This is a genomic window from Labrenzia sp. 011 (assembly GCF_003075075.1).
GTDB lineage: Bacteria > Pseudomonadota > Alphaproteobacteria > Rhizobiales > Stappiaceae > Roseibium.
Genome location: NZ_QCYM01000009.1, coordinates 1 through 12582, shown reverse-complemented (window position 1 = coordinate 12582; position 12582 = coordinate 1). Strand labels below are relative to the sequence as shown.

10 protein-coding genes are annotated in these 12582 nt (G+C 63.0%); 4 read left to right on the top strand and 6 right to left on the bottom strand.

All coding sequences use genetic code 11. The features are described from left to right. Positions 1-181 precede the first annotated feature (181 nt). The 3 genes from ggt (at position 182) to DCO57_RS11315 (ending at position 3999) form a co-directional block, all read left to right on the top strand. Entirely contained in the window at positions 182-1927 is a 1746-nt protein-coding gene (gene ggt, locus DCO57_RS11325; RefSeq protein ID WP_116699016.1) for a gamma-glutamyltransferase, read from the top strand. A gap of 143 nt (positions 1928-2070) precedes the next feature. Further along, positions 2071-2856, top strand: a complete 786-nt coding sequence (locus DCO57_RS11320) for a ThuA domain-containing protein (RefSeq protein ID WP_116699015.1) — start codon at positions 2071-2073, stop codon at positions 2854-2856. Between the two features lie 69 nt (positions 2857-2925). Further along, positions 2926-3999 (top strand): Gfo/Idh/MocA family oxidoreductase, encoded by a 1074-nt coding sequence (locus tag DCO57_RS11315; RefSeq protein ID WP_116699014.1) that lies wholly within the window; start codon positions 2926-2928, stop codon positions 3997-3999. A 324-nt stretch (positions 4000-4323) separates the two neighbouring features. Here the strand turns inward: DCO57_RS11315 and DCO57_RS11310 are convergent, their stop codons facing one another. The 5 genes from DCO57_RS11310 to DCO57_RS11290 form a co-directional block, all read right to left on the bottom strand. Beyond that, a complete protein-coding gene (locus DCO57_RS11310) occupies positions 4324-4749 on the bottom strand; it encodes a universal stress protein (protein ID WP_116699013.1) in 426 nt (141 codons plus the stop codon). Between the two features lie 76 nt (positions 4750-4825). Continuing rightward, the gene (locus DCO57_RS11305; protein WP_116699012.1) at positions 4826-7453 is read right to left on the bottom strand and encodes a TRAP transporter permease; all 2628 of its coding nucleotides are present in this window, start codon (positions 7451-7453) and stop codon (positions 4826-4828) included. Between the two features lie 168 nt (positions 7454-7621). Beyond that, on the bottom strand, positions 7622-8584 hold the full coding sequence (locus DCO57_RS11300) for a TAXI family TRAP transporter solute-binding subunit (RefSeq protein ID WP_116699011.1): 963 nt from the start codon (positions 8582-8584) through the stop codon (positions 7622-7624). Between the two features lie 135 nt (positions 8585-8719). Then, positions 8720-10057, bottom strand: coding sequence for an aspartate aminotransferase family protein (locus DCO57_RS11295; protein ID WP_116699010.1), 1338 nt, complete (start codon positions 10055-10057; stop codon positions 8720-8722). Further along, positions 10054-10962: a MurR/RpiR family transcriptional regulator gene (locus tag DCO57_RS11290; RefSeq protein WP_116699009.1), complete on the bottom strand. Its 909-nt coding sequence runs from the start codon at positions 10960-10962 to the stop codon at positions 10054-10056. Before DCO57_RS11290 ends, DCO57_RS11295 begins: the two co-directional genes overlap by 4 nt. A gap of 90 nt (positions 10963-11052) precedes the next feature. Between DCO57_RS11290 and DCO57_RS11285 the strand changes: the two genes are divergently transcribed. Beyond that, positions 11053-11895 carry a 3-keto-5-aminohexanoate cleavage protein gene (locus tag DCO57_RS11285; RefSeq protein ID WP_116699008.1) on the top strand — a complete coding sequence of 281 codons (843 nt, stop codon included), beginning with the start codon at positions 11053-11055 and terminating at the stop codon, positions 11893-11895. 441 nt (positions 11896-12336) lie between these two features. Here the strand turns inward: DCO57_RS11285 and DCO57_RS23695 are convergent. Beyond that, positions 12337-12582 (bottom strand): hypothetical protein (locus tag DCO57_RS23695; RefSeq protein ID WP_205756133.1); only part of this gene is annotated, 246 nt, incomplete at its 5' end.

Below are 12582 nucleotides of genomic sequence, written 5' to 3'. Positions count from 1 at the left end.
ACAGGGCATCAGTACCACCACTCTACCCGTCCCCGGGACACATGCCTTGCGGTGAATCAATCGCAACGGGTACCGCACACCGTTTCACGTTCGCGTCATGGCACCGGCGTTTGGCACGTAACTCTTGCCTCCCCTTCCGGCCTTCTGCACACTTGCCGTATCATCAACGCCGGAGGGAACCATGCGCCGTCACCTTGAATCCCTTGCCTGCTCCTTCGCTCTGGCTGCTGCACTCGCCTTCGGAACGGCAGCTCCCCTTGCCGCTCAGGACACCGCCATCTACTCGCTGAAGGACCGGTTCCAGCCGGTCACCGCGCAAAACGGCATGGTGGCGAGCCAGGAAGCCGTGGCGACCGGTGTCGGCGTCGACATCCTCAGGAAGGGCGGCAACGCGGTGGACGCGGCCATCGCCACCGGCTTCGCCCTGGCCGTGACCCTGCCGCGCGCCGGCAATCTGGGCGGCGGTGGCTTCATGCTCGTTCACATGGCCGAAAGCAGGCAGACCGAAGCACTGGACTACCGGGAAAAGGCGCCTGCGGCCGCTTCCTGGGACATGTTTCTGGATGAGGACGGCGAGCCGGACAGCGACAAATCCCGGTTCTCGGGTCTGGCCGTCGGCGTGCCGGGAACCGTTGCCGGCTTCGCTGAAGCCTATGCAAGGCATGGCAGCGGAAACCTGACATGGGCGGAGCTCGTCGCCCCCGCGATCGAACTGGCCGAAAACGGCATCACCGTCACCCCGGGCCTTTCGGCGGCCCTGACGGCAGCAATGCCGCGCCTCACGAAAGATCCGGCGACCGCGGCCGTTTTCTACAGACAGGGGATGATACCGCCACTGCCGGGTGACATCCTGAAACAGCAGGATCTGGCCGCCACCCTGCGCCGGATTGCCGACCTGGGCGCTGAAGGGTTCTACCAGGGCGAAACCGCCGAGATGATCGCCGCCCGGGTCCAGACCGCCGGCGGCGGCATGACGGTTGAGGATCTGGCCGCCTACCGGCCGGTCTGGCGCGCGCCCATTACCGGCACCTATCGCGGGTACGAGATTGCCTCCATGCCGCCGCCGTCCTCCGGCGGTGTCCATATCGTCCAGATCCTCAACATGCTGGAACATTTCCCGCTGGCCGAATACGGCCTGAATTCCGCCGACAGCATTCATGTCATGGCCGAAGCCATGCGCCGCGCCTATGCGGACCGGTCGGAATATCTCGGCGATCCGGATTATGTCGACGTCCCCGTGACCGGACTGACCTCACCGGCCTATGCAGCCGAACTGGTCAGGACCATCGACATGGAAACGGCCACCCCGTCCGCAGAGATCAGGCCCGGCAATCCGGCCCCCTACGAGAGCAACGAGACCACCCATTTTTCGGTTGTCGACAAGGACGGCAACGCGGTGGCCAACACCTACACGCTGAATTTCTCCTACGGTGTCGGCATGATGGCGGAAGGCACCGGAGTGCTGCTCAACAACGAGCTGGACGACTTTTCCGCCAAGCCGGGCGTTCCCAATGCCTATGGCCTGATCGGCGGTGCGGCGAATGCCGTGGAGGCCGGCAAGCGGCCGCTGTCTTCCATGAGCCCCACGCTCGTCTTCAGGGACGGCGTCTTCCTTCTGGCAACCGGCTCACCGGGCGGCAGCCGCATCATCACCACCACGCTGCAGATCATCCTCAATGTCATCGATCACGGGATGAACATCGCCGAGGCGACGGCCGCGCCCCGTATTCACAATCAGTGGCTGCCGGACGAAATCCGCATCGAGGAAGGCCTTTCGCCGGACACGATCAGGCTTCTGGAGGAACGCGGACACACCATCGAGCTGCGCAATGCGATGGGGTCCACCCAGTCGATCATGAAAGCCGCCGGTTTGCTGGCCGGCGCCTCCGACCCGCGCCGCATGGGGGCCCTGACCGCCGGCTACTGAGGCCTCCCCCGGACCGGCGCCCCGCCCGGGACAAGACCGATTGACAGGCCCCAAGACTGGTGTTAGCGCTACCCAAAGCGCTTTGAACGTCACTCATCAAGCCGCAATCCCATCAGAACCTACGGCAACCGGGAGGAGCCGACATGACCATCAGAACCGTGGTCTGGGGCGAGAACGTCCATGAACAGAACAACCGCATCGTTGCGGATCTCTATCCGGACGGCATGCACCAGTGCATTGCCGATGCACTGAACGCCGATCCCGATATCCGCGCGACGACCGCAACGCTTCAGGATCCCGAGCACGGCCTGACCCGGGAGCGTCTCGCCGAAACGGATGTTCTTGTCTGGTGGGGCCACGCCGCCCACGGCGACGTGGCGGAAGACGTCGTGGAACGGGTATGCGATGCCGTCTGGTCCGGCATGGGCATGATGTTTCTGCATTCGGCGCATTTTTCCAAACCCTTCAAGCGCCTGATGGGCAGCCCTTGCAACCTGACATGGCGCGAGGCCGGCGAGCGGGAACGGCTCTGGGTCACCAGCCGCAACCATCCCATCACCAAAGGCCTGACGGACAGTTTCGAACTGGAGATGGAGGAAATGTACGGCGAGCCCTTCGGCGTGCCGGAACCGCTGGAAACCGTGTTCATCAGCTGGTTCCAGGGCGGCGAGGTCTTCCGCTCCGGACTCACCTACAGGCGCGGCGCGGGTAATGTGTTCTATTTCCGCCCCGGTCATGAAACCTATCCGACCTACCATGACGCCAATGTGCACACGGTTCTGAAGAACGGCGTCAAATGGGCCTTCAATCCGATGGCGCGGGTGGGCGATCCAAACGAAGCCCCGAATGTGCCGGTGGAAGCGGCACCGGAAAAGATCGAGGAACGCGGACCGAAGCTCCACGCCGAAGGCGAGGACGGCTTCCGCTGACCGCCCGTTCCCGGCCCGCGTCCAGAACCGGGGGCCGGACTCCCGTCCCAGTCGCGATGGAGAACATTCATGGCATCTGCCGCAACACCGGTCCGGTTACTGATCCTCGGAACCGGCAACATGGCCGTCAATCATGCCACGGCTTTTCAGAAGATCCCCGGTGTCGACATCGTCGCCGGCGTCGACCGCCGGGCGGAGGTCCTCTCGGACTTCTGCAGTCGCTTCGGCATGCCGCACAGTTTCGCCGATCTGGAAGAGGCCATCGCCTGGGGCAACTTCGATGCGGTTGCCAATGTCACGCCCGATGCTGCCCACCACGCGACGACCCTTCCTCTTCTGCAGGCCGGAAAGCACGTCCTGTGCGAAAAACCGCTCGCGACCAACGCCCGTGACGCGGTGGAAATGGCGGAGCTGGCGCGGAAAAGAAATCTGGTCGGCATGATCAACCTGAGTTACCGCGATGTCGCGGTGCTGCAGAAGGCTGCCGCCCTTGTGGCGGAAGGCGCCATCGGCGCGCTGCGCCACTTCGAGGCCTCCTACCTGCAAAGCTGGCTGACCCAGCCCGCCTGGGGGCCCTGGCACTCGCAAAGCCAGTGGCTCTGGCGGCTGTCCACGCAGCACGGCTCCAAGGGCGTGCTCGGCGACGTCGGAATTCATATTCTCGACTTTGCCACCTTCGCCGCCGGCAGCCGGGTCGATGCGCTGTCCTGCCGCCTGAAGACCTTCCACAAGGCCCCGGACGGCAGGATCGGCGACTACATACTGGATGCCAATGACAGTTTCACGCTCCAGGCGGAACTGGAGAACGGAGCTCTGGGCACCGTCAGCGCGACCCGCTTCGCCTCCGGCCACCTGAACGACCTTCGCCTCCGGCTCTATGGCGACAGAGGCGGTCTGGAGGTCTGTTTCGAAAAGCAGGTCGGAACCCTGCGGGTCTGCCGGGACCCGGCGCTGGAAACCGCCGATTGGCATGAAGTGACCGCGGAACCGGTCGCAACGGTCTATGAGCGCTTCGTGGCCGCGATCCGGGAGGGTGCCCCTGCAGAACCGGGGTTCGACCACGGCGCGGATCTTCAAAGGGCGCTGGATGCCGCCGAGCGCTCCCACGCGCAGGGAAGCCTCTTTCTCAAGATCCACGAATAGGGTCTGTGCGCCTGTACCGGATCCGGAGCACGGCCCGGAAATAAAGCTGCAGCGGAACTTTCGGGTTCCGCTGCAGAAGTGGTACTTGAGGCAATGCAGACAGGGGTGGGGCGGCTTTTCCGACACCCCTCCCGTCCAAGCCTGCAGACCTTACCGCGTCCCCCCTGATACTTCGTTCAGCTTGCAACGCAGGTTTGCCTCAATTTTTAGGCTAACCGGATCAGTTTCCGCCAAGGGCGGCAACACGCCCGGGTTTCCGCCGTCAACAGGCACCGCTCCTGCCTGTTGACGGCAAAGATTTGCAGCCGGACATAAGCGGCTGCCTCAGTGCCGGACGACATAGACGGACTGGTTGGCGTGGCGGACGACGCGCGCGGCGTTGGGGCCCAGCAGGTAGTCGCTGAGGCCGGGCCGGTGGGCCCCGATCACGATGAGGTCACAGTCCAGCTTGTCGGCCACCTTCATGATCTCCGAATAGATGGAGCCATGGGCGATGTGCCCCTTGACGTTCTCCAGGGTGGCGTTCTCGGACAGAAAGGCCTTGAGAGCCGAAAGCGCCCTTTCGAGAACCTTCTCCTCCTCTCCGGGGCCGAAATAGGAGCCCACGATCGGCATGGAGTAGGTCGGCACCACGGTGACGATATGCAGTTCGTCCTTGCGGAGAGACGCCAGCTCCTCCGCGGTCTTGAGAAGCTGTCTTGCATCTTCGGGTTCGCCGAGATCGAGCGATACGAGGATTTTTCCGGTCATTGATGTCCTCCGGTTCCGGATCGGCAGCCCCCCGGCCGGATCGGCCGGGGTTCGGGAAATGATCGACGTCAGAGTGTCAGAATGCCGGCACGGTCTGGCGGCGGCGCTGCATGAGGATCACCAGCCCCAGCAGCAGCAATGCCGGAATGTAGAAGACCTCCTTGGGCATCCGTTCCGCAGGCAATTGCACCTTGGAAATCACAACGCTCTCGTCGGCGTAGTAGTCGTACCCCTGCAACTGGGTGAAATACGGCGTTCCGGGCATCGGCTCTTCCAGAACCGTCTTGTCCCCGTCCTCCATGACCGACAGGCCGATATCGAAGAGACGGTCGGTCCCGTCGGTTTTCGGCCCCAGTTCCAGAACGACCGTCAGGTCCTCGATCCGGTCCGCGTCGTCGAAATCCGGTCCCGTGACCACCACCCGCAGGGTGCCCCCGTCCTCGACCTCGCCGGCCAGCCGGACGAGATCGGCTCCGGGCCGGTCCACATAGGGAGCCTGGACATAGTCGAGCCAGAAGCCCGGACGGAACAGCGTGAAGGCGACCAGAAGCAGTGCGACGGTTTCCCAGATGCGACTTCGGGCGAGGAAATAGCCCTGCGTCGCCGCCGCGAAGAGCATCATCGCGGCCACCCCGATGACGAAGATGAAGACCGCCTTCACCGGCCCGACGTCGATCAGCAGCAGTTCGGTGTTGAAGATGAAGAGGAACGGCAGGAGCGCCGTGCGGATGTCGTAGCTGAAGCCCTGGATACCCGTGCGGATCGGATCGCCTCCGGAGATGGCCGCCGCCGCGAAGGCCGCCAGCCCCACCGGGGGCGTGTCGTCGGCCAGAATACCGAAATAGAACACGAAGAGATGCACGGCGACCAGAGGAACGATCAGCCCGCTCTGCGCCCCGACCGTGACGATCACCGGTGCCATGAGCGACGACACCACGATGTAGTTGGCTGTCGTCGGCAGGCCCATCCCGAGGATCAGGCTCATGACCGCCACGAGGAAGAGCATGAGCATCAGGTTGCCCCCGGACAGGAACTCGACGAACTCGCCGACCACCTGGTGCGCGCCGGTCAGGGACACAGTTCCCACGATGATCCCGGCGGCCCCCGTGGCCACACCGATGCCGATCATGCTGCGGGCGCCGGCGATCATCCCGTCGATGAAGTCCTGCACTCCCTGCTTCCAGGCGATGCCCAGTTCCCCGCTCGACCGCAGGACCGCCTTCAGCGGCCGCTGGGTCAGCACGATGGTGAGCATGGAGATGGTCGCCCAGTAGGCGGAGGTGGTCGGCGACAGGCGCTCGACCAGAATGCACCAGATCAGAATGACGATGGGCAGCAGGAAATAGAACCCGGTAACGGCCACGTCCCATGCCCGCGGCAGCTCTTCGATCGGCGCATTCGGATCGTCCATCTCCAGATCGGGATGCCGGGCGGCGACCATGGCCAGAAGGACATAGGCCGCAAGACAGATGAGCGCCGCTGCGGTGAATGTCAGGTTCGGGAACACCACCTTGATCCAGCCGAGTCCGTAATAGACCACCGCCGCCAGAACGCACATGGCAAGAAACCCGAAGAGAACCCCGGACAGCCGCCGCGCGATGGTCGCCGTGACCGTCGGCCGCTTCATGCCTTCCAGGCCCAGCTTCAGGGCTTCCAGGTGAACGATATAGACCAGCGCGATGTAGGAAATCACCGCCGGCAGAAAGGCGTTCTTGATGAGCTCGGGATAGGAAATGCCGGTGAACTCGGAAATCAGGAAGGCCGCGGCCCCCATGACCGGCGGCGTGAGCTGACCGTTGGTGGAAGAAGCGACTTCCACGGCCCCCGCCTTTTCGGGCGAGAAACCGGTGCGCTTCATCAGCGGGATCGTGAAGGTTCCGGTGGTCACCACATTGGCGATCGACGACCCGGAATAGAGGCCGGACAGGGCCGAGGCGACCACGGCTGCCTTGGCCGGTCCGCCGCGCAAATGGCCCAGCAGCGCGAAGGCAAGCTTGATGAAATAGTTCCCCGCGCCGGCCTTCTCCAGCAGAGAGCCGAAGAGCACGAACAGGAAGATCATCGAGGCGGACACGCCCAGGGCGACGCCGAAGACACCCTCCGACTGCATCCAGTAGTGCCACATGGCCTTGCCCAGGGAAGCACCTTTCCACTGGATCGCATCCGGCATGAAGGACGCATGACCGAAGAAGACATAGAAGACGAAGACCGAGGCAACGATCACCAGCGGCAGACCGAGAGACCGGTAGACCGCGATACCGAGACTGACCATGCCCAGGATGGAAAAGGCGATATCTGCGGTGGTCGGCAGGCCGGCGCGGTTGGCGATCTCCTCCTTGAAGACGAAGAGATAGAGACAGGACGACGCGCCCAGAAGGGCAAGCACCCAGTCGTAGAGGGGAATGCGGTCACGCGGCGAGGTCTTGAACAGCGGATAGGCCAGCATCGCCAGGGCAAGCGCGAACGCCAGATGGAACTGCCGGGCTTCCTGGTTGTTGAAAACGACGTTGACCCCGGTCAGCTCGGTCAGGACATAGGGAATGTTCGAGGCGATATAGATCTGGAAACAGGACCAGACGAACGCAAGCGCGAGTATGAATTTCCCCGCAGCTCCCGCCGCGGACCGCGCGCCGGTCTCGACCTCGGCGACCATCATGTCCACGTCGACATCCTTGTCGCGCCGGGTATCGTTTTCAGCTGACATGCCGTGTCCCTCTGCTTGCGTTCCGGCCTGCGGACCGCCTGTCCCCTAGTGACCGGGTGCGGAACCCGGCCTCCGGCCCCCGCCGGACGTGGTCCCGAGGGACCCGATGCGTTTGTATCGAAAGCAAAAGGCCGGGCAGGTGACCCTGCCCGGCCGATCCGGCGCGGATTACATCCAGCCGCGTTCCTTGTAGTATTTCACGGCACCCGGATGAAGCGGAGCGGACAGCCCGTCCTGGATCATCTCTTCTTCCTTCAGGTTGGCGAAGGCCGGATGCAGTTTCTTGAAGGCATCGAAATTGTCGAAGACGGCCTTGACCACCGTGTAGACGACTTCATCGGACACATCCGAGGAGGAAATGAAGGTGGCGCCCACGCCGAAAGTGGACACGTCATTGTCGGTGCCCCGATACATGCCGCCCGGAATGACGGCAACACGGTAATAGGGGTTTTCCGAGACGAGCTTTTCGATCGGCTCGCCCGCCACCGGAACGATCTCCACGTCACAGGTGGTTGCCGCTTCGGTGATGGCTGCGGCCGGGTGACCGACGGTGTAGATCATCGCGTCGATCTTGCCGTCGCAGATCGCCTGGGCCATTTCCGAGCCCTTCAGCTCCGCCGCCAGGGCAAGATCATCCATGGTCATGCCGAAGGCGTCCATGACGACTTCCATCGTCGCCCGCTGGCCGGAGCCGGCATTGCCCACATTGACCTTCTTGCCCTTGATGTCCTCGAAGCCGGAAATGCCCGAGCCCTTGCGGGCGATCAGGGTGAAGGGTTCCGGATGAACGGAGAAAACCGCCCGTTCCTTCTCGAAAGGACCCTGGTCCTCGAACTTCGAGGTGCCGTGGTAGGCATGATACTGCCAGTCCGACTGGGCGACACCGAATTCAAGCTCACCGGCACGAACGGTGTTGATGTTGTAGACCGACCCACCGGTGGATTCCGCCGAGCAGCGGATACCGTGATCCTTGCGGTCCTTGTTCACCAGACGGCAGATGGCCCCGCCGGTCGGATAATAGACGCCCGTGACACCGCCGGTGCCGATGGAAATATATTCTTCCGCGCTCGCTGCCGAAGCGCACAATCCGAGGGCAAATGCCCCGGCAATTGCAGAATACCTGAGTTTCATGGGAGTTCCCCTGTTCTTTGCGGTAACGGTGAATGCGATCCCCTCGCCCCCCGGACACGGCCGGAACCGGCGTGCAAAAGACCTTGGTGCAATCACTCTATTTCAAAAATGACGCTTGCACACCCTCCTTCCTTCTCATGTCATTCCGGTTGATCGGATCGCTGCATCGACTGCAGCGCCAAGACGATCCACGATCGTCTCGATATCTGTTTTCGTCGAGATGAAGGGCGGTGCGATCAGCACGTGATCCCCCTGCCGGCCGTCGATGGTGCCCCCCATGGGGTAAACCATCAGTCCCCGCTCCATCGCCTCGCGCTTGATGCGCGCGTGGACCCTGAGCGCCGGATCGAACGGGGCCTTGGTTTCCTTGTTCTCGACAAGCTCGATCGCCTGGAACAGTCCGCGGCCGCGGATGTCTCCGACAAAGGCATTCTGGCCGAAACGCCGGGTCAGGCAGTCCGTCAGGCAGGCGCCCATGGCCGTGACATTTTCCAGAAGATTGTCACGCCGGATGATGTCCTGCACCGCCAGTCCGGCCGCCGCCGCCATTGGATGACCCATATAGGTATGCCCGTGCTGGAAGACGCCGCTGCCCTGTTCGAAGGCCTCGAACACGCTGCCGCTGAGCAGCACGGCGCCGATCGGCTGGTAGCCGCCACCCAGGCCCTTGGCGACGACCAGCAGGTCCGGACGGATTCCTTCCTGCTCGCAGGCATGCAGCGTGCCCGTGCGGCCCATGCCGCACATGACCTCGTCGAGGATCAGCAGCACCCCGTAACGGTCGCAGATCTCGCGGATCCTGCGGAAATAGCCCGGAACGGGAGGCACCGCGCCGCTGGTCGCCCCCACCACCGGCTCGGCCACGAAGGCCATCACCTGGTCTTCGCCGAGCGCCAGGATCCTGTCTTCCAGTTCCGCCGCCACGCGCGCGCCATAGGCTTCCGCGCTCTCGCTCTCCTGCTGATGCCGGTAGGCGTAGCAGGGAGCGATGTGGTGGGTTTCGATGAGCAGGGGGCTGAACTGCGTCCGCCGCAAGGCGTTGCCACCGGCCGCGAGCGCACCGAGCGTGTTGCCGTGGTAGCTCTGACGGCGGGCGATCACATGCCGGCGTCCGGGCTGGCCCCTTTCCACGAAATACTGGCGCGCCATCTTCAGCGCCGCCTCCATCGCCTCCGAGCCGCCGCTGACCAGATAGACCCTTTCCAGGCCCTCGGGCGCGTCCTCGATCAGCCGGTCCGCCAGTTTTTCGGCCACATCCGTGGTGAAAAAGCCGGTATGGGCATAGGCGATCATGTCCAGTTGCCGGTGCAGCGCCTCCAGCACATCCGGATGCCCGTGCCCCAGACTGGAAACCGCGGCCCCGCCGGAGGCGTCGAGATAGGCCTTCCCGTCCCTGTCGTGAATGAAAACGCCCTCACCGCGAACGGCGACCGGCAAGTCGGATTGAATGGATCGGTGCAGAAGATGCGTCATTGGACTTCTTTAGGCGGGCGCGCGACGGGAAACGGTCGTTCGGCGGCATGCGTGCCGAGGCTCGCATGATAGGAATCCACCTGTCTGAGCGCATCCAGGGTTTCGGTGTCTCCCTGGCCGGCCACCAGAACGGCCAGGATTTCGGCAAGCGCGAAGGCAGGTGTCATCGTGTGATAGAAGGAGGGACTTTCCGTCGTCGTGGCGATCGTTATGGTGGCACGCTTCGCCAGCGGCGAAACCGGACTGTCCGTCAGGGCGACGACCGGCACGCCCTGCCTGTGCGCATAATCGACGACATCCAGCGTCAGCTGGGTATAGGGCATGACCGTCACCGCAAAGAGCACGTCTTCCGGACCCGCGAAGCGGATCCGGTCCGACCCGGTATTGGCAAGATCGTCCAGCAGGACAGAGCGGTCACCGACAAGCGACAGAATGTAGTTGAGCTGCCAGGCGATCGGATGGCTCGCGCGCAGGCCGAGACAATAGACACGCCGGGCTCCGGCCAGAAGCCGGGCGGCATCCGACAGGCGCACGAGCTGCTCTGCAGCCGACAGGGCTTCCAGCTGCCGGGTAACCGAGGCGACGATCTTCGCCGCCAGCGCCTGCTCGCCGCCGAGGTCCTGCAGACGCTGCTGGTCCCGTGCCTTGCGCTCGAAGCTGTTCGCCGGATTGCGCATGGCATCCGCATAGGCATCGCGCACGGGCTCGAAGCCGTCGAAGCCCAGCTGCTTGGCAAGCCGCATCATCGTCGACGGCTGCACCCCGGCCCGGCGCGCCTGCTCGCGCATCGACAGAAGCGCCACGTCGCGCGGATTGTCGAGCACGAAACGCGCGGCTTTCCGCACTTCTGCGGAATAGCTGTCGAAGGAACGGATGATCGCATCTGCAAGCGGGGGTCTCTCCATGGAGCAAATCCTAACGGCTTTTTTACCGCTTGCAACATTTGTTTCACAATTGCTATCAAGAATACAAATGATCCATTCCCGGACCCTGAAATGACCGCGTCACGCCCTCCCGCAGAAGTCTCCATCGCCGTGGCGCCCAACGGCGGCCGCAAGACCAGAAGCGATCATCCCGCCATTCCCATGACCGCTGCAGAGCTGGCCGCAACCGCCGAGGCCTGCCTGGATGCCGGGGCGGCCATGATCCATGTGCATGTGCGCAAGGCCGATGGCGGCCATCTTCTGGATGCCGACGCCTATCGTGCGGCAATCGACGCCATCCGGAGCGCGGTGGGAGACCGGCTGCTGATCCAGATCACCAGCGAGGCCCTCGGCCTCTACAGCCCGCAGGAGCAGATCGCGGTGGTCAGGGACACCCGCCCGGAAGCGGTCTCCCTGGCCTATCGCGAACTGGTTCCCGGGCCGGACCACCTGCCCGCCTTTCTGGATCTGCTTGGCTGGATGAAACGGGAAAACGTCCTGCCGCAGATCATTCTCTACGAGCCTGCGGAAGCTCTCGAGCTGGCCCGGCTGCGCGAGCGCGGCGACCTGCCCTTCGCGGACATTCCCGTCCTCTATGTGCTTGGCCGCTACACCGCCTCACAAACCTCCGCACCGGCCGACCTTCTGCCCTATCTGGACACCGGCCAGCCGCGCTTTGCCCATTGGACAGTCTGCGCCTTCGGCCGCTACGAGACGGCCTGCCTGACGGCCGCCGGTCTTTTCGGCGGCAATGTGCGCACGGGCTTCGAGAACAACACCACACGCCCCGACGGCAGCCAGGCCGCCGGCAACCAGGACCTGGTCGCAAGCATCGCCGCCTCCCTGCAGGCCTGCGGCATCGGCCACACGGACGCCGCCACCTTGCGCACGGCAATCCGCCGGACACTGGGCTGAGCCACGCGACGGCTTTGTCCTGGACAACGGCGAAACCTCGTATCTACGGCACCCTTCCCGCCGTCTTCGACAGGCCGCAACGTAAGCCCCAACTGTTCCTGGCTGACGCAATTCTGCGCACCAGAGCCTGCTATTGGCAGGGACAAGCCCATCATTTCCCCAAAGTCCAACCGCAGGAAACTGGCACCATAAGTTCGATCCGGATGAACAACGACCGGATCGAACGCAGGTTCAACAAGCAGAAACAGTTCTGCAGGATTACCATCCGGCAAGACAAAACCCGACCCCTATCTTTCCGGCCGTTCTGGCAACGATGCTAAAAAGACGATTGAGATGGCAATCGAAGAACTTGGAGACATGACCCGGAGCTTCGAACAGAAGCTAAATAAAATCTGAAAATAGATCTTTAGACCAAGCCAAGAAGGAATTTTACCTTATCTACTATGACACACCAAATGAACTACGTATAATCGAAGTGTAAATATGCAAATGTCGCTCGAGAAATTTCGCCGCCTTAGAAATTACAGCCTCAGAAAGCTCTTCAGCTGACTGCTCACCATCGATGGCTTTTTCATAATCCTTCACGCTCTGCACATACTCGGCGCTTAGATGCTTCCATCTCGGCGCCAATACAGAAGTTTTTCTACTAATTTTTAACTTCCCATTCTCAACATACCTCAAGACTTC